Origin of the sequence: Corynebacterium stercoris (assembly GCF_024160105.1) — a bacterium.
In the GTDB taxonomy this organism is placed as follows: Bacteria; Actinomycetota; Actinomycetes; order Mycobacteriales; family Mycobacteriaceae; genus Corynebacterium; species Corynebacterium stercoris.
Map to the genome: position 1 here is coordinate 195,741 of NZ_JAMFTQ010000003.1, position 19,941 is coordinate 215,681.

Here is a 19,941-nt window from a genome sequence, read left to right on the forward strand (position 1 = left end):
GCGATGACTACCGCGCAGCAGCCCTCGCCGTGGCCCGCCTTGTGGGCGATGATGCTCGGATTTTTCATGATCCTGGTGGATTCCACCATTGTCTCGGTGGCAATCCCCGCGATCTCCGAAGGCCTCGACGCCACGTATAACGAGGTCATCTGGGTCAACAGCGCCTACCTGCTGGCGTACGCCGTGCCGCTACTCATCACCGGGCGCATGGGCGACCGCTACGGCCCGCGCACAATCTACCTCATCGGCCTCGCGCTGTTCACCCTGGCGTCGCTCCTCTGCGGCCTGGCCAGCTCCGCCGCAGCGCTCATCGCAGCCCGCGCGTTGCAGGGCCTGGGCGGCGCGATGGTCACCCCGCAATCCATGTCGGTGATGATCCGTACCTTCTCCCCCACCCAGCGCGGCAGCGCGATGGGCGTGTGGGGCGCGACCGCGGGACTTGCCACCGTCACCGGCCCGCTCTTGGGCGGCGTGCTTACCGACGCCGGCGGCTGGCCCTGGATCTTCTTCGTCAACGTGCCCGTTGGCATCCTCGGCATCGCGCTGGCATGGAAGTTCGTGCCGCGCCTGGAACAGACGAACCGCAGCTTCGACTGGGTAGGCACCGTCTTGAGCGCCATCGGCATGTTCTGTCTGGTCTTCGGCATCCAGGAGGCAGAACGCTTCGGGTGGGATTGGCGCTTCTGGGCGCTGCTCCTCGCCGGTGCAGCAGCGATGGCGGTCTTCATCCGCTGGCAGTCGCGCCGCGGCGACGACGCGCTGGTGCCGCTGCGCCTTTTCGCCAACCGCAATTTCGCCCTCGCCAGCGTGACGATCGCGACGGTTGGTTTCGCCATCTCCACCTTCGCCATCCCGTGGATGATCTACGTCCAGACCGTGCAGGAATACTCCCCCACCCGCGCGGCCCTGCTCGTATTGCCCTCCGGCGTGGTGTCATTCTTCCTCTCCCCGCAGATCGGCAAACTCACCAACACGCTCGACCCGAAACCGTTCGCTATCGCGGGACTCCTCACGGCATCGTTCGCCATCGGGATGGGCGCGGTCATCGCCGACCCGGCCATCGATCCGCGGTGGATGTATCTCTCCTCCGTCTTCTACGGCGTGGGCAACGCGATGATCTGGGGGCCGTTGTCCATGGTGGCCACCCGCAACTTGGAGCGGCAGCTCGCCGGCGCCGGGTCCAGCGTGTATAACACCACCCGCCAGATCGGCGCCGTGATCGGTTCTGCCGCGGTGGCCGCCATGATGTCGGCGCAGTTGCGAGCCAACCTCGGCGACGGCGCGGCCCAGGCCGGCGGCGGGCGGTTCGCCGGCCCGCTCCCGCCCGTACTCCACGAACCCTTCGCCCAGGCCATGAGCTCCACCATCTGGCTGCCCTTCGGCGTGCTCGTCGCGGGAGCGGCGTTGGCCTGCTGCTTCGACAAAACGGAATCGTGGAAGAGCTAACCCCGGCCCGCACCGGCCGCAAGCCCCGCGCACCGAAAAAGACGATCGTCGGCACGTACCCGATCGACACCGGCGAGGCCGCAATCGTCGCGGACCCGGAACGCGACGGCGGCTACGTTCTCGAAGTCAACCGCGTGCCCTCGTCATACGTCGTGCCCGGCGCGCCGGAGGTGCTGGAATACGACTACATGCGCTGGATCGCCGGCTTCATCGCTGGCCACGAGCTGTCTGCGCCGTTTCGCGCCGTGCACCTCGGGGCTGCCGGGTGCGCGCTGCCGAGCTACGTCGCGCACCGCTGGGCCAGCGAGAACATCGCCGTCGAGGTGGATCGCGGCCTCGCCGAGCTCGTGCGCTGGGCATTCGATCCCCCAGTTGAGATCCGCGTCGCGGAGGCCCGCGCCTTCACGCACGCACTCGCACCGGGCAGCATCGACGTGCTGGTCCGCGACGTTTTCGCCGGCCCCGACACCCCGCGCCCGATCACGACGGTCGAGTTCTACCGCGCCGCGCGCCGCACCCTCGCCCCGGGCGGGCTGTTCGTGGCCAACGTCGGCGACCGCGCCGGGCTTCCCGTCACGCGCGCGGAGCTCGCCGGCTTGACGACGCTCTTTTCGCACACCGCCGTTGCCGGCCCCGCCGAGATGCTTGACGGGCGGGCGTACGGCAACCTGGTTGTCGCAGCCTCGGACGCGCCGCTCAGTTTCGCGGGCGACGTGCCGTGGCGCGACGGTGCCGACTACCTCGACGGCACCCGGCCGAACCGAGACTAGAGCCGCAGCTCTGTGCCCAGGCCGGGCTGGTAGAACGCGGCCCGCTCTGCGGTGACGGCGTTCAGGTGCGGCGAGGTGACCTCGGCGAGCGCGGCGAGGTAGTCCGGCACGATGGCCTTTTGGATGCGCAGGCCCATGGTGAGGTGCGGGATCCAGCGGTCGCCGCGCCCTTCCGGGTTCATGGCGCTCAAGCGCCTGGCAGCGCGCTCTAGCTCCTCGGGGGCCTCAAGCAGCCACGCCACGGTCTGCTTCGATTTGGTGCCGAAGACCACGGTGCCGACACGGCGCAGCTCAGCGGGCATAAGCGGGGGCAGGATAACCGCGGCCTCCCCCACCACCTTGGCGGCCATGGTTGGCGCGAAGGTCACCGAGATGTGCGGGCGCTGCTTTTGCTCCGGCAGGCCGCGCTCGGCGAGCGCGGTATAGATGTCCCGGATGGCGCGCTCCTGCTCCGTCGGCAAGCGGAGCAGAATGTTCTCCGGGGAGCCTGCCACTACTCGGTGACGTCCTCGGCGATAGCCTCGGCCTCCGCCGGGGAGACCTCGCCCTGCTCGACCTTCGCCGCGAGACGCTGCTCCGCCTGCGGCACCCAGAGGCCGCGGGCCTTGCGGATGACAATGAGGAACCCAATGACGTAGATGGCGGTGACCACCGGCACGCCCACGAAGCCCCAGAAGTAGGTGCCGGTGAGGTCCGGGATCAGGCCCCAGAGCGACGCACCGACGGACAGGCCGATCGGGTAGGCCATGCCCAGGATGCCCCACAGCTTGGAGAAGTCGCGCTGGCCGAAAGCCCGCTCGCCGATCAGCGGCGGGGTCACAGTGCCGGTGGCGAGGCCGACGGCGACCAGGAACATGGAGACGATGAACACCCACGGGGTGCGCGCGAACGCGAAGATGACGAAGCCGACGGACGCAATGGTGAAGCACAGCACCAGGGCCTTCTCCAGGCCGATCTTGTCCACGACCCAGCCGAGCAGCGGCTTGTACGGGATCAGCAGCACCGTCGCCAAAACCACGATGGTGGACAGGAGCTGCGCACTCACGTCCATGCCCCACGGGCTGGAGTTCAGGTAATTCACCAGGTGCTGGGTCATGCCGTAGGTGATGCCGAAGATGGCCAGCGAAGCGAGCAGCACCCAGAACCACGGGGACTTCAGCGCCTGCTCCTGCGGCAAGCCCGGCTCCCACTCGTCCTTCGCGGTGGTCTTCATCTTGTCCGTCGGCGGGGCACCGTACGGGCGCAGGCCCTCATCCTCCGGGTTGTTCCGGATCATGAACAGGCCCGGCAGGATCGTCGCCACCGCCATGATCGCCGCGAGCACCAGCATGGTAGAGCGCCACCCGATGGAGCCCATCAGCGGCGGCACGAGGTAGCCCAGGATCACACCGCCGACACCCGAACCTGCGAGGACCGCGCCGAGCACGGTGCCGCGCTTTTCGATGAACCAGCGGTTGACCACCACCACCGGCACATACTGCACCGACAAACCGACGCCGACACCGATGATCAGGCCCGCCAGATAGAACATCCACAGCGACTGGGAGAACGCGAACAGCGCCAGACCGGCGGTGGCGACCGCGCCGCCGATGATCATCAAACCCTGCGCCTTGAGCTTGTCAATCAGCTGCGCAGCGGCCAGCATCGTGAACGCCGAGGCGAAGCCGTAAATCGTGTAATAGATCAGAAAGCTCGAGGTGGTGAACTCCGGGAAGTCCCTCAGCACCATCGGGGTGAAGAAGCTCAAGCCAGTGAGCGTGACGGCGAAGCCGATCTCGGAGATTGCGGCACCGACCGCGACGCGCTTATGCGCGCCGGGCATCTTGCCGGCCGCGGCGGCATCCGAGTTAGGCGCGGCACTCGTAGCGGTAGACATGGCCCCAACGTATCACCGCGCTACTATCGGGTTCACCGCTTTTTCAAAGAACGTTCAACGAAAGGTTCCCACCATGCAGAACGATCCGGCAAAGCCCGGCTACACCACCGACGGCAGCACCAACAAGCCCGTCGACCACGATGAGGACCAGTTCGCCCAGGACACCGGCTCCGCGCTCGGCTACGGCCAGGAGGCGGAGGACGGTGTTGAAGAAGCCCAGCTCACCTACGATATCTCTGCCGACGACGAGGGTGAGCACCCCACCATCGAGCAGTAGTTAGACCTCCCAGCGCACGTCCTGCGGGTCGAGGTCGTCGCGCCAGCCGCGCCACGACGCCTGCCGGACCTTCCGCCCGCCGGTCGCCCCGGCGAGCGCCACCTCCGCGACGCGCTTCGGGGTGACCCACCACGCGTCGCCCGCATCCGCCGCCGGCACCTCAACCGGCGGCGTTTTGCGTTTAATGCGCCGCAGATCCCGCTCGATCTGCGCGAGCTGGCCGGAGGTGAACCCGGTGCCCACGCGTCCGGCGTAGCGCAGCTCGCCCTCCTCGTCGGGCACCGCCACCAGCAGCGATTTCCCCTCGCGCACACCGACAACGACCACGGCCTGGTGCAGCGCGCGCTTCACCTTCAGCCAGTCCCCGCTGCGTCCCGGGCGGTACGTCGAGCTGGTCTCCTTCGCCACGACGCCCTCCAAGCCCATCTCCTCCGCCACGCGCCACGCGGCGGCGAAACTGCCCCGGTACGCAGGCGGGATGGTCACGCTATCCGTCGCGTCGAGTGCTTCGAGCTCCCCGCGCCGCTCGTCGTAAGTCGCGCCGGTGAGGTCCCGATTCTCCACCCGCAGCAGGTCGAAGGCCATGTAGCGCAGCTCAGCGTCCGCGCCCCCCTCCTTGTCGATGTGGTGCAGCAGCGAGAAGTTCGGCTTCCCGTCTGCGCCGATGGCGACGAGCTCGCCGTCGAAGGTGGCGTCGGCAAGCGGGAGCTCAATGTGCGGCATGAGGCGGGTGTAATCTTTGCCGTTGCGGCTGATCAGGCGCGTGGTGCCGCCGCGCGTGTCGGCGATGATGCGGTAGCCGTCCCACTTCATCTCGAACGCGTACGTCGCGCCGTCCTTGAGGCCCAGGCGGATGTCCGCTTCCGTCGCGGTCGTCGCCAGCATCGGGGCCGGGGGCTCAAGCTTTCCGACGTTCGATTCCTTCCCCACCTCGGGCGCCGCCGGTGCCGAGCGGTTGTGGGGCTCGGCCGGGGGCTGGCGCTTCATGAATTTCAGCAGCCAGTTGTCGCCCTCGGTGCGGATGAGTGCGTAGCGGCGCGGGATGCCGCCGAGCCCGCCGTCGGCGCGCCCGTAGAGCACGGCGATGACCTCGTCGTCGCGCCATTTCTCGATCTCGCACGTGCCGATGTCCCAGATCTTCACCGTGCCCGCGCCGTACTGGCCCTTCGGGATCGTGCCCTCGAACCAGGCGTACTCGTACGGGTGGTCCTCCGTCTGCACGGCCAGGCGGTTGAGGTCGGGGTCCAGCGGCGGGCCTTTCGGCACCGCCCAGGACACGAGCACGCCCTCGTGCTCGAGGCGGAAATCCCAGTGCAGGCGGGTGGCGTCGTGCTCGCCGATGACGAAGATCGGCTCGCCCTCACGCGGGGTCGGCGCCGCCTCGGGTACCGGCTCGCCGGTTTTAGTGGCGTCGCGCATGGAGCGGTAGGTGGTCAGCCGGTCGGTGGGTGCCGCCTCCCCGGCATCACCCTCGCCGGACCCGAGCGACGCGATTGGGTCGATGCCCTCCGCAACACGCGCGATCACCTCCTCGAAGTCGAGGTGGCGTAGATCTGGGTCCTCCAGCTCATCCCAGGTGCGCGGCGCGGCGACCATCGGGCGCGTCCTGCCGCGCAGCGAGTACGGGCTCACTGTCGTCTTTTTGCCGTTGTTCTGGCTCCAGTCCAGAAACACCTTCCCGGCGCGCTCGGTCTTGCGCATCACGGCGGTAACGCGGTCGGGGTGCTCCTCCTCCAGCGCCTGGGCCAGCGTCTTCGCCACCTGGCTCACTGCCGCGGCCTCGGCGCTGCCGTCGAGACCCGCGTAGAGGTGGATGCCCTTCGAGCCGGAAGTCACGGGCACGCAGGTCAGGCCCATGTCGTCGAGAATCTCCCTGCACCAGCGCGCCACCTCGGCGATCTCGGCCATGGTCACGCCCTCGCCGGGGTCGAGGTCCAGCACCAGCCGGTCCGGGTTCTGCGCCGTGCCTTGCGAATCGAAGCGCCACTGCGGGGTGTGCAGCTCCAATGCGGCGACCTGCGCCAGCCAGGCCAGGGTCTCGGGACCGTCGATAAGCGGGTACGCGTTCGTGCTGGTCTTGTGCTCAATCTCGCCGGTGCGGATCCAGCTCGGCGCGGAAGTTTCCAGGTCCTTGCGGAAGAAACTCTGGCCGTCGACGCCTTCGGGCCAGCGCTTGCGCGTCACCGGCCGGTCGCGCACCTGCGGGATGAGCACGTCCGCCACCTCGAGGTAGTAGCGCATGACGTCAGCCTTGGTGGTGCCAGTTTCCGGATAGAGCACCTTGTCCAAGTTGCTCACCGAGAGCGTGCGGCCGCCGACGCTGACCTTGGTGGTAGACATGCGGGCCATTGTAGATTTCCCCGTACACTGGCGTTCTATGCGCGCGATCTGGTCTGGCTCCATCACCTTCGGCCTCGTCAACGTCCCCGTGAAGGCATTCGGGGCCACCGAGGACCACGACATCAGCTTCCACCAGGTCCACGACAAGGACGGCGGCCGCATCCGCTACGAGCGCCGCTGCGAGGTGTGCGGGGAGAAAGTCGAATACAAGCACATCGACAAGGCCTTCGAGGAGGACGGGGACACCGTCGTGCTTACCGACGAAGACTTTGCCAGCCTCCCCGAAGCCGACAACGACGAGATCGAAGTGGTCCAGTTCGTGCCCGCGGAGCAGATCGACCCGATCATGCTGGAGAAGTCCTACTACCTCGCGCCCGAGGGCAAGACCCCGAAGTCCTACCTGCTGCTGCGCCAGACGCTGCAGGACACCGACCTCATCGCCGTCGTGCGTTTCGCGCTGCGCCAGAAGACCCGCCTCGGCGTGCTGCGCGTCGTGGGCAAAGTCATCGTCCTGCAGGGCATGATGTGGGCCGACGAGCTGCGCGAACTCGATTTCGACGGCCAGTTCAAGGGTGTCAAGTCCCGCGCGAAAATCTCGGACAAGGAGCTCAACCTCTCGTCCCAGCTCGTCGAGTCCTACTCCTCCGACTTCACTCCGGAGGAATTCGAGGACGATTACCAGATTGAGCTGCGCAAACTGATCGACGCGAAGTTCGAGCAGGGCGACACGATCGACACCGAGGCCACCTTCGGCGAGCAGCAGCGTGACGACGACAGCGATGCCGACGTCGTCGACCTCATGGAGGCGCTCAAGGCTTCGCTGGATAAGCGCAAGAGCAGCGCCTAAGGCCTAGCGCGCGTTCGAGCTCACCGGCGGGTGATAATCGGCGCATGAACCCATTCGAGCGCGCGCTCGCCGAGACGCCCGATTACGTCCCCAACTACCTCACCCGCGTCACACCCGGGGCTTTCACGCTTGCCGACGGCGCATGGCGCACCACGGCGCTCTCCCGCGAGGGCGCGCCGGTGGATTATGCGCTGCGCATTGACGATGCGGGCACCGTCACCGAAGTGCGCGTCAACGGCGACGTCGTGAGCGACCTGCCGTCGCTCGCCGAGCGCCCCGAAACCGTCCTGGAATGGTTCGATGCCATCGCGTACCTCGATGCCCGCGGACGTGTGGAGGAGACTGTGGATCCACGGTGGACCGGCGACGACATTGCGACGGCGATGGAACGTGCTGGGCAAAACGTCGTGGCGTTTTCGGAGCACCCGGTGCGGCTTTCGGCATTCGACAATCCCGCGCCGTGCGAGGCCTATGTCAACGCCATCTTGGCCCCCACGCCGCTGCGCGCCACGGTGCGGCCGGTGCGCTCGTGGCCGATTGATGATGCGGATTTCGAACACGGCGACTTCACGCTGCGCATTGCGACCTGCGAGGAGGACGGCTTCTACCCCATGCCGTACAGCACCGATTACTACCCGGCTGGCTGGTACGAAATTCTCGAGGATCAGGGATGGCGCTCGTTCATGGAGGCCAGTTTCTCCGACTTCGGCGAGAACGCCGCAGCGGATGACGTCGAGGCTGCGGTGGCGTACCGCCTCTCCCAACTGCCCGGCTACGTCGAAATCGGGATGCCCAGCGAAAACGCCGAGTGGTGGGCGCTGACCTTCCCCAGGCTCGACGTGCTGTTCCTCGTCTCCCCCGCCGAGACGGTGCTGAACTTCACCATCGACGGCGACAATTCCCATGTCCGAGTGGAGATCCTGTTTGGCCGCACCTACGCCCGCCGCCAACGTTTACAGGACCGCTACCAGCGTCGCTGGGGGCATTTGGCGAACGACGCCGTTCCCCACACCGACGCAGAAATCGCAGCCGCCGTCGACGCGGCGCTGAACGCCATCGGAGGCAACCGTGCTGACTAGGACCAAAATCGAAAACGTTGATGTGCTGCCTCCGATCGAGGAGGACGAAGGCTGGTCGCACAAAGGCTGCGGGTGGGACGCATCCCCCTGCGGCGAGCTGCCCACCCACTTCATCTCCACACCATGCCCCGAGCACGGGCGGGCGCACGCCGGCGACTCGACGACCTATTGTCAGCGCCACTACGCGCTCACGCTCCTGCAGATCGTCGAGGTGGAGATGCCGTTTCAGTCCGCCGCGTTCGATGACCTCGTCTTCGACCACGGCGCGCTCTAACGCTAGCTAGTTGCCGGTGATGCCCTTCAACCGGTCGATGTGCTGCGAGGCCTCTGCCTTGGTGAGGTTCCCCGGGAGCTGTTCGCCGGCCTGCTTCGCCAACGTATCCAGGTAGGACTTCTGCGCCTCCGTCATCGGGTCATCGCCCGAGACCCACTCGGAGGGGTCCTTCTCCAGGGTGTTGTCCTCCTGCGCATCCCCGGTTGCGCCGATCATCTCGCCCTGCCCGGCGGGGTCCTGGCCCACCGGTGCCTCAAGCGGATCGTTCTGCTGACCGCCGGCGTACTCGGCTTCCGCCTGCTTCTGGCTGGCTTCGGTCACGGGCTGGCCGGCGGCCGCCTGCTGGCCGTCCACTGCGGGCTGTTCTGGGAATTCGTTAATCATGGCGCCATCGTACCCGCAATGCGCAACCGAAACTGTTGACATTAGCCAAGCCTTACCTTAATGTTCCCAACGTTCCTGTACTTTAGCTTAGGCTTACTTGATTAAAGGGGAAGTGTTGAAGCTTTCGCGAAAGATCGGTGCAACCGTGGTTGCACTCGCCACCACGCTCGGCCTGGCCGCCTGCTCCGACTCCGGCAGCACCACCGCCAGCACCACATCCTCTGAGGTTGCCACCTCGGCAGCAGCGGCGGAGAAGCAGACGTCGGCACGCACTGCGGACGCGGCGCTGACGGTGAAGGATGCAGCGGGCCGCACCATCGAGTTCGAGGAGATGCCGGACCGCATCGTGCTGGCTGAGGGCCGCGCAGCCTATGCCACTGCCCTGCTGCAGGAGAATCCGCTGGACAACATCGTTGCGTACGGCCAGGACCTGGTGAAGAACGCGGGCGCGTTCCGCGAAAAGCTCCTCGAACTGCAGCCGGAAGCAAAGGACCTACCGGCGATCGGCATGATCCAGAAGGGCGACGTCACCGTTGAGAACCTGCTCGCGCAGGACCCGGACGTGGTGATCATGACCCTGGACCAGAAGAAGGCCGCCGAAGAGGCCGGCATGATCGCGGACATGGACGCCGCCGGCATCACCTACGCCTACATCGACTTCCGCCAGAAGCCGCTGGAAAACACCACCGTGTCCATGCAGCTCTTGGGTGACCTGCTCGGTCAGAGCGAGCGCGCCGCAAAGTACAACGAGTTTTACGACGCGAAGGTCAAGGAAATCTCCGAGCGCGCAGCCAAGATTGCGGAGAAGCCGGACGTGCTGCTGTGGACCGCGGCCGGCTACAACGAGTGCTGCGCCATCGCAGGCAACGTGCACCTGGGCACCCTGGTCACCGCGGCCGGCGGCCACAACCTCGGCCCCGAAGTCCTCGGCCCGGAAACCAAGACCATCACCCCTGAGAAGCTGATTGAGCTCGACCCGGAGAAGATCATTGTCACCGGCGGCGAGTGGGCGCGCGACCCGAACAAGACCGACCTCTTCCGCCACGTCGAGATGGGCTACCAGTCTGACGCCGAGCTGGCGAAGGAAACCTCCAGCGGCCCGCTGCAACTGCCCGGCTTCGAGCTGCTCGAAGCGCCACAGACCGGCAACTACTTCGCCGTGTACCACCAGTTCTACGACAACCCGTTCAACGTCTTCGCGCTTGAAGCCTTCGCCAAGTGGATTCACCCGGAGGAGTTCTCCGACTACCACCCCACCAAGGACTTCATCGAGTTCCACAAGGAGTGGATGCCGTTCGAATACAGCGGCGTGTTCTTCTACGATCCTGCCAACCCGGACGAGAGCTAACCCATGACAACTCGAGTATCCGCGGAACCCGCAGTAACCGTGGATGCTCGCCAGGCCGCGATTGCGGGCTACCACAAGCGCGGGCGCAACAAAGCGTTCGCCATCGTGGGGCTGGTCATCGCGGCTTTCGCGAGCTTCCTCGTCGCCGTCGTCGTCGGCCCCATCGACATCGCACTTGCCGACGTCTACAACGCCGTTTTCCGCCCCGAGCTGGTGGACGATCAGACCCGCGTGGTCATCCGCACCCTCCGCCTGCCCGCCGCAGTGATGGCACTGCTGTGCGGCGCCGCGCTCGGCCTCGCTGGCGGGCAGATGCAGACCATCTTGGATAACCCCCTTGCCGAGCCCTTCACCCTCGGCATCTCGGCGGCGGCCGCGTTCGGTGCGGCGATCGCCATCGTGATGGGCTGGACGCTCATCCCGAACCCGCAGTTCAACCTGGCCCTTACCGCGGCGATCGCAGCACTTCTCGCCGTCGCTATTGTGGCAGCCGCGTCCGTGTGGCGCGGCGCCACCGCCGAATCGATGATCCTCCTCGGCATCGCGCTCAGCTTCTTCTTCCAGGCCCTGCTCTCGCTGCTGCAATACAGCGCCAACATCGAAGCCCTCCAGCAGATCGTGTTCTGGACCATGGGTTCGATGCAGCGCGCGAACTGGACCGCGAACATCATCCTCGCCGTGGTCGTCGCCGCAGCGATCCCCTTCTGCGTGGCCAACTCCTGGCGCCTCACGGCACTTCGGCTTGGCGACGATCGCGCTGCCGCCCTCGGCATCGACGTCAAGCGCCTCCGCCTCACTACCCTGCTCGTGGCATCCTTCCTAGCCGCCTCGGCGGTCGCTTTCACCGGCATCATCGGCTTCATCGGCCTTGTCGGCCCCCACGTCGCCCGCATGCTGGTGGGCGAGGACCAGAAGTTCTTCCTGCCCGGCGCGGCAGCCGCGGGCGCGATGCTGCTGAGCGTGGCTTACGCGGTATCGCTCTCCATCATCCCGGGGCTGGCGATCCCGATCGGCATCATCACGTCTCTGGTGGGCGTGCCATTCTTCGTCTTCCTGATCTTCACCCGCGCTCGAAAGAGGAGCTAACCGTGGCAATTTTCGCTGAGCACCTCACCGTCGGCTACGGCCGCACGACGATTATCGACGACATGACCTTCGGCCCGCTCGAAGAAGGCAAAGTCGTCGGGCTCATCGGCCCGAACGCCGCCGGCAAGTCCACGCTGGTGAAAACCATCGCGGGGATTAAGAAGCCGTCGGACGGCACCTGCTCCATCGTCGTCGACGGGCGCGAAGTCACCGGCAAGTCTCGCACCACCGCCATCGGCTACGTGCCCCAGGACATGCTGACCACCGCGTCACTCACCGCGTTCGAGTCCATCATGGTGTCCGCCAAGCGCCGCGGCGCGGCCGATTTTGATCCAGTCGCGGCAACGGCGGACATCATGGAGCGGCTCAACATCACGCACCTCGCCGACCGCATGGTCTCCGACATGTCCGGCGGCCAGCGCCAGTTGGTCGGCGTCGCGCAGATGCTCGTGCGCTCCCCGAGCGTTTTGCTTCTCGACGAACCCACGTCCGCCCTCGACCTGCGCCACCAGGTGCACCTGCTCGACATCATCCGCAACGAAGTGGCGGGGACCAACAGGCTTGCCCTGGTTGCAATCCATGACCTCAACCTCGCCGCACGCTTCTGCGACGAGCTGCTCGTGGTCAAAGCGGGCCGCGTCGTAGCGCTGGATACCCCTGCGGCGGTGCTCAACCCCGAACTCCTCAACGAGGTGTACGGCATTAGTGCCCGCATCCTCGACGACGCCGGCGTGCCGGTCATCTGCCCGGTATAGAAACGCGGGCATGACGACGGGGCGGATCAATGCCGGAAAACAGTGTCACGCCCGTTATTACACCGCGCTTAGTCGAGCGGCGCCTTCCGGTTGCGAGCTGAAGCCATTGCCAGCGCAGCGAACACCACGAGGGCACCCGCGCCGGCGGCGATCTTCCACCACAGGCCCGAGGCTTCCCCCTGCATCGCGGCCTGGTCGGCCTCCGGCTGCGAAATGGTCTCGCGGATCCACGCCACCTGGTCCGCTACCGGCGCGACGGCGACAGCGCCGTTGCTGGTCAGCTCCTCTTCCTTCGGATTGTCCGGGTCCTCGAAGAGGCCCGCAGACATGATGGCGGCGACCTTGCCGTCCTTGAAGATCGGCCCGCCGGAGTCGCCCGGTTGGATGCGCGCGCCGTTCTGCAGGTTCACCTGGAGCGCGGTCGGTGCCTCGAAGAGCGCGAGCGGAGATTCGCCCTCGACCTTGCCCGCAGCAGACGGGAGCTTGGTGGATCCTCCCACGCCGTCGCTCGACCAGCCGTAGAGGGTCACGTCGCCGGACGGGACAGCGTCTGCGATGTCGGCGAAGTGGTCGAGCTGCATCGGCTGCGCGGTGTGCGCCAGCGCGATGTCGCCGCGGGGAGCGATCTCCCAGCGGTCCACTTCGTAGACCTTCTGTTCATCGCCCTGCCCGGTGCGCACGGAGCCGCCCAGCTTCTTCGCGGCTTCGACGCAGTGCCGGGCGGTGATTACCCAGTGCTCCCCGATCGCGGTGCCGGTACACACGCCGTCGGCGGGGTCCTTGTCCTCGACGCGGACGGACACCACCGGGGTCGCCTCTTGGGCGTCACCCGCGAAGGTGTCGCTCTCCATCGCGAACGCCGCCGGCGCCGCCGTCCCAGCCAGCAGCATTCCGGCCAGCGTCAGGCCCGTCAATCGCTTCGTGTTCATGCTTCGTCTCCTTAGAAAGTCTGTTGTTGATCTCGCGCGCGCAGATTGCAACGGTGCGCCGCATGGCCTCTTCAAGCGGGCCGCGGGGGAAGAACTGCAGCCATGCCATGGCCAGCAGCGCGGCGCCGACGAGTGTCGGCCAGATGCCGATGAATGGTTCGGTGACCACATGCAGGCAGTACAGCGTCAGCGGCATCGCGCCCATCCGCGGCAGCACGCGTTGCCAGGGCTGCGCGATGAGGCAGCACAGGGCACTGATGCCTATCGACGCCAGGGTTGAACCCACCACGTCGAAAAGACCGCCCGTGTGCCCATCCGCGTCAAAGAACCAGTGCAGCGGCACGTACCAGCGGGTAGCGATGTCGGCCGCCATCGCAACTAGGCCGACCGCGGCACTCGCCGCAAGCCGGGCACGGTTGCCCATCACGTGGCGGTGGAACAGCATGCCGGCCAACATGAGTACGGCCCACATAGCGGGCGAGTACATCGCCGGAATCACCTGGGCCGCCGACAGGATCGCCAGCGGCGCCATGAGCGCCAGCAGCCACCGTGAGTCCCACTTCGGGGCCCAGGCCAGCGCCACCATGCAGAGACCGAGTGTGCCGAGCACGATGTAGATGCTGGTCGGCGCCAGCGCGAGCAGCGGGTGCAGCGCGATAAGCAGCACGCCGCGCACGATGAAGTGCGCCGGTGTGGCCCCCTTCGACGCCATGAGCGACATGGACACGCCCGCCACGAAAGCGAAGAGTGCCGAGGGGAAGCCGTAGAGTACTTCGACGGCGATGCCGTTGGGGAAGGTGAGGTGGGAGAAGAACATGCCCACCAGTGCCACCGCCCTGGCCACGTCAATGCCGGTGATGCGGCGTGCGTTTCGCGTCTGCATGGAAGCGAGCGTAAAACCGGCGATGTTGCAACGGCGTTAACGGCGCTGCAACACCGCCGCCGATACCATCTTTTCCCATGACAATCCGTGTGCTCGTGGTGGATGATGAGGACTACTTGGCCGAGGCCATTGGCACGGCGCTCACCCGCGCCGGCATGGACGTCTCCCTGGCTTTCGACGGCCGGGAAGCCCTGGACAAAGTGAGCGAACTCGCCCCGGACGTTGTCGTGCTGGACCGCGACCTTCCGGTGGTGCACGGCGACGCGGTGTGCCAGGAGATCGTCGATACGCACCCCGCAACGCGCGTGATCATGCTGACGGCGTCGGGCACGCTCGATGCCAGGTTGGAAGGTTTCTCGCTAGGCGCCGACGATTATCTGCCCAAGCCCTTCGAACTGCCGGAGCTGATCGCCCGCGTCGAAGCGCTTGCACGGCGCAACGCCCCGCAGCGCGGCGAGGTCTACCGCTGCGGCGACGTGCGCCTGGACACCTTCCGTAAGCAGGTCACCCGCGGCGGCGAGCCGGTTGCGCTCTCCCCCAAAGAATTCTCGGTGCTCGAGGTCCTCATGGCTGCCGACGGCGGAGTGATTTCCGCCGAGGAACTGCTTGAGGAGGCGTGGGACGCCAACGCGGACCCATTCACCAACTCGCCGCGCGTGACAGTCTCTCACCTGCGCCGCAAGCTGGGCGACCCGTGGATCGTGCACACCGTCACCGGCGCCGGCTACTACGTGGCGGACGAGGGACGCTGATGCGCTCACTCTCCCTGCGCGCCCGCATCACCGTGATGTTCGTGCTCACGGTGCTCGGCGTCGGCCTCGCCCTGATCGGGATCGTGTACGCCTACCTGCGGCTCACCCCGGTGCCGTTCCAGGCGGTCCTCGGCGCGGAGGCGACCGAGGGTGCCGATCCCAGCGGCGCACCCGGCACCGCCGTCATTGACGCGGCCGTGCCCATCACCCAGGAGATCCTCCGCGTGGTGCTCGCGACCTCCCTCGGCGGTCTCGCCGTGCTCACCGCATTGAGCGGTCTCATCGGTTGGTGGGCGGCGGGGCTGGTGATCCGCCCGTTGCGCACCATTGCCGACGCCGCCGGCGACATCACCCAAGGCAACCTGACCAGGCGCATCGAGCACAACGGCGCCGACGACGAGGCCGCCGAGCTCGCAGATGCCCTCAACACCATGCTGGATTCCCTTGCAGCCTCCATCGCCGCCCAGCGACGCTTCGCCGCCAACGCCTCGCACGAGCTGAACACCCCTATCACCACCATCCAGACGGTCGCCGACGTCGCCCTCGCCGACCCCGACGCGAGCACCGAGGACCTGCGCGCCGGACTCACCCGCATCCGCGAGGTGAATGCCCGCAACGCGCGCACCACCGCCGCTCTGCTCAGCCTCGCCGAGCTCGAAGGCGGCGCCGCGATCGCAGCAGCACCGGTGGACATGTCGGCGCTGTGCACCGCAATTTCGCAGGAGCACGGCATTACTTACGACGTCGCGGAGCACGTGACCGTGACCGGGGACCGGGACCTGCTCCGGCACGCGGTAGATAACCTCGCCCGCAATGCGGTGCAGCACGGCGAGGCGGGCACTGCAGCGCTGAGTTTGCGTCCTGCGGATAACAGCGGCGCGGCAATCACGGTGGTCAACGGGGGCGAGGTCTTGGACCCCGCGGAGGTGGCGGCGCTTGCAGAGCCGTTCGCCCGCGCCCGCCAGCGGGGTCGCCGCACGGGCGGACACGGCCTCGGCGTGGCGCTGGTGCGGGCGATCGCCGCGGCTCACGGCGGGGAACTTGAGCTGCAGGCACGTCCGGAGGGAGGGTTGACCGCAACACTTCGCCTTTAGTACGCGCATTCGATTACGGCGGGCCGCATGCAGGACCGCGCCGATACACTTGTCGGGTAATACTGCATGAATTCCAAGGAGGCACCATGACCACCACGATTTCCCCCGCGTCCCGCGCCCGCGGCGTGCTCTGCGGCCAACTCATCGGCGATAACCTCGGCGCGTTGGTCGAGTTTTCCAGCGCCAGCCGCATCCGCGAGCTTTATCCCAACGGCGTCCGCGAGCTCACTGGCGGCGGCCCTCACGCCGTGGCCCCGGGCCAGCCGACGGACGACACCGAACTCGCCCTCGCCCTCGCCCGCAGCGTGCTGCGCCAGGGCGGCTTCGACGAGGATGACGTCCGCGAGAGCTACCGCCGCTGGGCGGAGTCCGGACCTTTCGACATCGGCAACACCTGCGGCGCGGCCCTCTTGCCGCCGTACATTCCGAACCCGGACAGCATGGCCAACGGCGCGCTCATGCGAGTCAGCCCGCTGGCAGTGGCGTACGCCGGCGAACCGGAGCGCGCCGCCCACTTCGCGCGCCGCGATGCCGCGCTGACCCACCCGAACCAGTACGTCGGCGATGTGAACGCGACCTATACCGCAGCACTGGCAGAGGTCATCGCCGGCGCGGACCCGGTCGAGGCACTGCGCGCCCACGCGGGTGCACTGCGCGACGATGTCGCGGCGTACTTCGAGGCACCGCCGGAGGACGTGGAGTACCGCATAGGCTTCGTGCGCCACGCCTTCCACTTGACCTGCTATTACGCCGCGCAGGACACCTCGTTCGAGGAGGCGCTCGTCGCGGTTGTTGGCATGGGCGGCGATACCGATACGAACGCGGCCATCGTCGGCGCGTTCCTCGGCGGTGCACTGGGCGAAGACGCTATTCCCCAGCGCTGGCGCGATGTCGTCGACGCGTATCACCCGGATATGGCGAACCGGCCCGCGGAGTACTCGCCGCACGACCTACGCGATGTCGCGGACGGCCTCGCGGCGCTTGCCGGCACCTAACGTGACGCAAACCACGGGCTAGTTCATATTATGCGCCGGGCAATAATCTATGCTCTGCACATAACACCGCAACCGCCCCGGTTGGGTACCGATTCTCAAGGAGGGCTCTACCATGTCTCTTCGCGTATTCTCCCGCCGCACCCGCGCCGTCGCGGCGACGCTCGGCGTTACCGCGCTTGTGCTCGCAGGCTGCGGTGAGCAGTCGTCGGAAAGCACCAGCTCCAACGCCAGCGGCGAGTCGTACAGCATCGGCATCAGCCAGCTCGTCCAGCACCCGGCGCTCGATGCCGCGACCGCAGGCTTCAAGCAGGCCTTCGAGGATGCCGGCGTGAACGTGAACTGGACCGAGCAGAACGCGAACGGCGAGCAGGCGACTGCGCTGACCATCGCGCAGCAGTTCGCGGGCCAGAAGCTCGACGCCGTGCTGGCTGTGGCAACGCCGGCCGCGCAGGCCATGGTGCAAAACGTCACCGACGTTCCGGTCTTCTTCACCGCCGTGACTGACCCGGTCGAGGCGCAGCTGGTCAACTCCATGGAGGAGCCGGGCGGCAACGTCACCGGCACCTCGGACATGACCCCGATCAAGGACCAGTTCGACCTCATCGCCGAGCTCGTGCCGGATGCCAAGAAGGTCGGCATCGTCTACTCCTCCGGCGAGATCAACTCCCAAATCCAGGTGGACAACGCAAAGGAAGAGGCCGCCGGCCGCGGCTGGGAGATTGCGGACCAGACCGTGACCAGCGTCAACGAGATCCCGCAGGCCGTGGAGGCACTGAAGGATGTGGACGTGTTCTACGTGCCCACCGACAACATGGTCGTCTCCGGCATCGCGTCCCTCGTGCAGGCGGCGGAAGAGCGCGGCATCCCGGTGATCGCCGCCGAGGCCGGCACGGTTGAGGGCGGCGCGGCTGCCACCATCGGCATCGACTACAAGCAGCTGGGTTACCAGACAGGCGAAATGGCGCTCAAGGTGCTGCGTGACGGCGAGGACCCGGCAAAGATGCCGGTCGAGACCGCGACGGAGTTCTCCTACGTGATCAATGAGAAGGCCGCCGACAAGCAGGGCATCACCTTCCCGCAGGCAATCCTGGACCAGGCTGAGAAGGTGTAAACAGCAGCACAATGATTGGCGCGCTCGAACTCGGCATCCTCTACGGCGTGATGGCGCTGGGGGTCTACCTGACCTTCCGTGTCCTCAACTTCGCCGACCTGACGGTGGACGGCTCGTTCACCGCCGGCGGCGGCACCGCGGCCATGCTCATCATCAACGGGGTCAACCCGTTCTTGGCCACCCTGGCGGGCTTCGTGGTGGGCTTCGGAGCGGGCATCATCACCGGTGTCCTGCACACGAAGGGCGGCATCGACGGTCTGCTCGCCGGTATTCTCACCCAGATCGGCCTGTGGTCCATCAACCTGCGCATCATGGGCAGCGCGAACCTGCCGCTGCTGCGGCAGGACACGGTGTTCACTCCGTTGCGCAGTCGCGGCCTGATGGGCAGCTGGGGCGGTGTCGCCATCCTGCTGGTAGTCGTGCTCGTGCTCGCGCTGATCGTGTTCTGGTTCCTCTCCACCGATCTGGGCCTGGCGATCCGCGCCACCGGCGATAACGGCCCGATGATCACCTCCTTTGGCGTGTCCACGGACAACACCAAAATCCTCACCCTGGCCATCTCCAACGGCCTGGTCGGCCTCGCCGGCGCGGCGGTGGCGCAATACCAGGGCTTCGCCGACATCTCGATGGGCATCGGCCTCATCGTCGTGGGCCTTGCATCGGTGATCGTGGGCCAGGCGATCGTCGGCCAGCGCCGGCTCCTGCAAGCCATCCTCGCGGTGGTTGTGGGTGCGGTGGTGTACCGCCTGATTATCTTCTTCGCGCTGCAGCTCGGCCTGAACCCGAACGACATGAAGCTCGTCTCCGCGGTACTCGTGGTCATCGCGCTGCTGGTGCCGAAGTTCCAGTCCATGGGCAAGGGCATTGCCAACCCGGGCTCCCGCGGCAAGAAGGAGAAGGTCAATGCTTGAGATCACGAACGTCCACAAAACGTTCTTCCCCGGCAGCGCCAACGAGCGCGTCGCCCTCGACGGCGTCACCCTGACCCTCGCCGAAGGGGATTTCGTCTCCATCATCGGCTCCAACGGCGCCGGCAAGTCGACGCTGCTCAACACCGTCTCCGGCCGGCTGCGCCCCGATCAGGGCACCGTGCGTATCGACGGCACCGATGTGACCAAAATGCACGAGCACCAACGCGCCAAACTCATCGGCCGCGTGTTCCAAGACCCGCTCGCAGGCACGGCGCCGAACCTGACCATCGAGGAAAACCTCTCGCTCGCCTACCTGCGCGGCAAGGGCCGCGGCCTCGGCCGCGCACTAAACCAGCAGCGCCGCGACTTCTTCGTCGAGCAGCTGCGCTCCCTCGAACTCGGCCTCGAGAACCGCCTCACCCACAAGGTGGGCCTGCTCTCCGGCGGCCAGCGCCAAGCGCTTTCCCTGCTCATGGCCGGGTTCACCCACCCGAAAGTGATGCTGCTGGATGAGCACACCGCAGCGCTCGACCCAGAGCGTGCAGCCCTAGTCACAGACCTCACCCACTCCATCGTCGAGGAAGGCGGCCTGACCACCCTGATGGTCACCCACAACATGGAGCAAGCGCTGCGCGTTGGCAACCGCTTGATCATGATGCACGAGGGCAAGATCGTCTGGGAGGCCGACAACGCCACCAAGAAGACGCTCACCGTCCACGACCTGCTCGCACAGTTCGCCAAGATCAAGGGCGCAACGCTCTCCGATAAGGCCTTCCTGGGCTAA

Annotated in this window: 21 protein-coding genes; 15 read left to right on the plus strand and 6 right to left on the minus strand. The window is 66.7% G+C overall.

From position 1 onward, the window contains the following. Positions 1-3: 3 nt before the first annotated feature. Entirely contained in the window at positions 4-1,446 is a 1,443-nt protein-coding gene (locus M5J20_RS04370) for a DHA2 family efflux MFS transporter permease subunit (protein ID WP_253576761.1), read from the plus strand. After that, positions 1,434-2,216, plus strand: a complete 783-nt coding sequence (locus tag M5J20_RS04375; protein WP_253576764.1) for a spermidine synthase — start codon at positions 1,434-1,436, stop codon at positions 2,214-2,216. Before M5J20_RS04370 ends, M5J20_RS04375 begins: the two co-directional genes overlap by 13 nt. On the opposite strand, the gene M5J20_RS04380 is transcribed toward M5J20_RS04375, so the two are convergent. Together M5J20_RS04380 and M5J20_RS04385 are read right to left on the minus strand one after the other, a co-directional pair. Beyond that, the gene (locus M5J20_RS04380; protein WP_253576767.1) at positions 2,213-2,710 is read right to left on the minus strand and encodes a 2'-5' RNA ligase; all 498 of its coding nucleotides are present in this window, start codon (positions 2,708-2,710) and stop codon (positions 2,213-2,215) included. The genes M5J20_RS04375 and M5J20_RS04380 overlap by 4 nt on opposite strands. Then, positions 2,710-4,092, minus strand: a complete 1,383-nt coding sequence (locus M5J20_RS04385; protein WP_253576770.1) for an MFS transporter — start codon at positions 4,090-4,092, stop codon at positions 2,710-2,712. The genes M5J20_RS04380 and M5J20_RS04385 overlap by 1 nt, the downstream gene beginning before the upstream one ends. A 73-nt stretch (positions 4,093-4,165) precedes the next feature. Between M5J20_RS04385 and M5J20_RS04390 the strand changes: the two genes are divergently transcribed. Then, entirely contained in the window at positions 4,166-4,369 is a 204-nt protein-coding gene (locus M5J20_RS04390; protein WP_253576773.1) for a hypothetical protein, read from the plus strand. On the opposite strand, the gene M5J20_RS04395 is transcribed toward M5J20_RS04390, so the two are convergent. Beyond that, positions 4,370-6,709: an ATP-dependent DNA ligase gene (locus tag M5J20_RS04395; RefSeq protein WP_253576776.1), complete on the minus strand. Its 2,340-nt coding sequence runs from the start codon at positions 6,707-6,709 to the stop codon at positions 4,370-4,372. A 37-nt stretch (positions 6,710-6,746) separates the two neighbouring features. Between M5J20_RS04395 and ku the strand changes: the two genes are divergently transcribed. Genes ku through M5J20_RS04410 form a run of 3 tightly spaced genes read left to right on the plus strand, consistent with a single transcriptional unit; the run spans position 6,747 to position 8,909 of the window. Then, positions 6,747-7,556, plus strand: a complete 810-nt coding sequence (gene ku, locus M5J20_RS04400; protein WP_253576779.1) for a non-homologous end joining protein Ku — start codon at positions 6,747-6,749, stop codon at positions 7,554-7,556. Between the two features lie 44 nt (positions 7,557-7,600). Next, complete coding sequence (locus M5J20_RS04405) at positions 7,601-8,635, plus strand: hypothetical protein (RefSeq protein ID WP_253576782.1); 1,035 nt, start codon at positions 7,601-7,603, stop codon at positions 8,633-8,635. Continuing rightward, positions 8,625-8,909 carry a hypothetical protein gene (locus tag M5J20_RS04410; RefSeq protein WP_253576785.1) on the plus strand — a complete coding sequence of 95 codons (285 nt, stop codon included), beginning with the start codon at positions 8,625-8,627 and terminating at the stop codon, positions 8,907-8,909. The genes M5J20_RS04405 and M5J20_RS04410 overlap by 11 nt, the downstream gene beginning before the upstream one ends. 6 nt (positions 8,910-8,915) lie before the next feature. On the opposite strand, the gene M5J20_RS11475 is transcribed toward M5J20_RS04410, so the two are convergent. Then, a complete protein-coding gene (locus M5J20_RS11475) occupies positions 8,916-9,125 on the minus strand; it encodes a DUF3072 domain-containing protein (RefSeq protein WP_253576951.1) in 210 nt (69 codons plus the stop codon). A gap of 283 nt (positions 9,126-9,408) precedes the next feature. On the opposite strand from M5J20_RS11475, the gene M5J20_RS04420 reads away from it, so the two are divergent. Genes M5J20_RS04420 through M5J20_RS04430 form a run of 3 tightly spaced genes read left to right on the plus strand, consistent with a single transcriptional unit; the run spans position 9,409 to position 12,482 of the window. After that, positions 9,409-10,641: an ABC transporter substrate-binding protein gene (locus tag M5J20_RS04420; protein ID WP_256478074.1), complete on the plus strand. Its 1,233-nt coding sequence runs from the start codon at positions 9,409-9,411 to the stop codon at positions 10,639-10,641. Positions 10,642-10,644: 3 nt separating this feature from the next. Next, a complete protein-coding gene (locus tag M5J20_RS04425; protein WP_253576790.1) occupies positions 10,645-11,727 on the plus strand; it encodes a FecCD family ABC transporter permease in 1,083 nt (360 codons plus the stop codon). 2 nt (positions 11,728-11,729) lie between these two features. After that, positions 11,730-12,482, plus strand: coding sequence for an ABC transporter ATP-binding protein (locus M5J20_RS04430; protein ID WP_437177617.1), 753 nt, complete (start codon positions 11,730-11,732; stop codon positions 12,480-12,482). Between the two features lie 68 nt (positions 12,483-12,550). Here M5J20_RS04430 and M5J20_RS04435 read toward each other — a convergent pair whose 3' ends face one another. Both M5J20_RS04435 and M5J20_RS04440 read right to left on the minus strand, forming a co-directional pair. Then, positions 12,551-13,411, minus strand: coding sequence for a trypsin-like serine protease (locus tag M5J20_RS04435; protein ID WP_253576793.1), 861 nt, complete (start codon positions 13,409-13,411; stop codon positions 12,551-12,553). Further along, positions 13,308-14,294: an acyltransferase family protein gene (locus tag M5J20_RS04440; RefSeq protein ID WP_253576795.1), complete on the minus strand. Its 987-nt coding sequence runs from the start codon at positions 14,292-14,294 to the stop codon at positions 13,308-13,310. The genes M5J20_RS04435 and M5J20_RS04440 overlap by 104 nt, the downstream gene beginning before the upstream one ends. 77 nt (positions 14,295-14,371) lie before the next feature. Here M5J20_RS04440 and M5J20_RS04445 point away from each other — a divergent pair, with 77 nt between their 5' ends. The 6 genes from M5J20_RS04445 to M5J20_RS04470 all read left to right on the plus strand — a co-directional run bounded on the left by M5J20_RS04445 (position 14,372) and on the right by M5J20_RS04470 (position 19,941). Next, positions 14,372-15,046, plus strand: a complete 675-nt coding sequence (locus M5J20_RS04445) for a response regulator transcription factor (protein WP_256478075.1) — start codon at positions 14,372-14,374, stop codon at positions 15,044-15,046. Continuing rightward, positions 15,046-16,140, plus strand: a complete 1,095-nt coding sequence (locus tag M5J20_RS04450) for a sensor histidine kinase (RefSeq protein WP_253576798.1) — start codon at positions 15,046-15,048, stop codon at positions 16,138-16,140. Before M5J20_RS04445 ends, M5J20_RS04450 begins: the two co-directional genes overlap by 1 nt. A gap of 86 nt (positions 16,141-16,226) precedes the next feature. After that, positions 16,227-17,135 carry an ADP-ribosylglycohydrolase family protein gene (locus M5J20_RS04455; protein WP_253576800.1) on the plus strand — a complete coding sequence of 303 codons (909 nt, stop codon included), beginning with the start codon at positions 16,227-16,229 and terminating at the stop codon, positions 17,133-17,135. 112 nt (positions 17,136-17,247) lie between these two features. Continuing rightward, entirely contained in the window at positions 17,248-18,246 is a 999-nt protein-coding gene (locus tag M5J20_RS04460; protein WP_253576805.1) for an ABC transporter substrate-binding protein, read from the plus strand. A gap of 11 nt (positions 18,247-18,257) precedes the next feature. Continuing rightward, a complete protein-coding gene (locus M5J20_RS04465) occupies positions 18,258-19,157 on the plus strand; it encodes an ABC transporter permease (RefSeq protein ID WP_253576807.1) in 900 nt (299 codons plus the stop codon). Next, positions 19,150-19,941 (plus strand): ABC transporter ATP-binding protein, encoded by a 792-nt coding sequence (locus M5J20_RS04470; protein ID WP_253576810.1) that lies wholly within the window; start codon positions 19,150-19,152, stop codon positions 19,939-19,941. Before M5J20_RS04465 ends, M5J20_RS04470 begins: the two co-directional genes overlap by 8 nt.

Bases quoted from the DNA above. Each gene is read 5' to 3' on its own strand.
- M5J20_RS04395 (WP_253576776.1), bottom strand. From the start codon at position 6,709: ATGTCTACCACCAAGGTCAGCGTCGGCGGCCGCACGCTCTCGGTGAGC.
- M5J20_RS04370 (WP_253576761.1), top strand. From the start codon at position 4: ATGACTACCGCGCAGCAGCCCTCGCCGTGGCCCGCCTTGTGGGCGATG.
- M5J20_RS04405 (WP_253576782.1), top strand. From the start codon at position 7,601: ATGAACCCATTCGAGCGCGCGCTCGCCGAGACGCCCGATTACGTCCCC.
- M5J20_RS04445 (WP_256478075.1), top strand. From the start codon at position 14,372: ATGACAATCCGTGTGCTCGTGGTGGATGATGAGGACTACTTGGCCGAG.
- M5J20_RS04450 (WP_253576798.1), top strand. From the start codon at position 15,046: ATGCGCTCACTCTCCCTGCGCGCCCGCATCACCGTGATGTTCGTGCTC.
- ku (WP_253576779.1), top strand. From the start codon at position 6,747: ATGCGCGCGATCTGGTCTGGCTCCATCACCTTCGGCCTCGTCAACGTC.
- M5J20_RS04385 (WP_253576770.1), bottom strand. From the start codon at position 4,092: ATGTCTACCGCTACGAGTGCCGCGCCTAACTCGGATGCCGCCGCGGCC.
- M5J20_RS04440 (WP_253576795.1), bottom strand. From the start codon at position 14,294: ATGCAGACGCGAAACGCACGCCGCATCACCGGCATTGACGTGGCCAGG.
- M5J20_RS04455 (WP_253576800.1), top strand. From the start codon at position 16,227: ATGACCACCACGATTTCCCCCGCGTCCCGCGCCCGCGGCGTGCTCTGC.
- M5J20_RS04465 (WP_253576807.1), top strand. From the start codon at position 18,258: ATGATTGGCGCGCTCGAACTCGGCATCCTCTACGGCGTGATGGCGCTG.
- M5J20_RS04425 (WP_253576790.1), top strand. From the start codon at position 10,645: ATGACAACTCGAGTATCCGCGGAACCCGCAGTAACCGTGGATGCTCGC.
- M5J20_RS11475 (WP_253576951.1), bottom strand. From the start codon at position 9,125: ATGATCGGCGCAACCGGGGATGCGCAGGAGGACAACACCCTGGAGAAG.
- M5J20_RS04470 (WP_253576810.1), top strand. From the start codon at position 19,150: ATGCTTGAGATCACGAACGTCCACAAAACGTTCTTCCCCGGCAGCGCC.
- M5J20_RS04390 (WP_253576773.1), top strand. From the start codon at position 4,166: ATGCAGAACGATCCGGCAAAGCCCGGCTACACCACCGACGGCAGCACC.
- M5J20_RS04435 (WP_253576793.1), bottom strand. From the start codon at position 13,411: ATGAACACGAAGCGATTGACGGGCCTGACGCTGGCCGGAATGCTGCTG.
- M5J20_RS04460 (WP_253576805.1), top strand. From the start codon at position 17,248: ATGTCTCTTCGCGTATTCTCCCGCCGCACCCGCGCCGTCGCGGCGACG.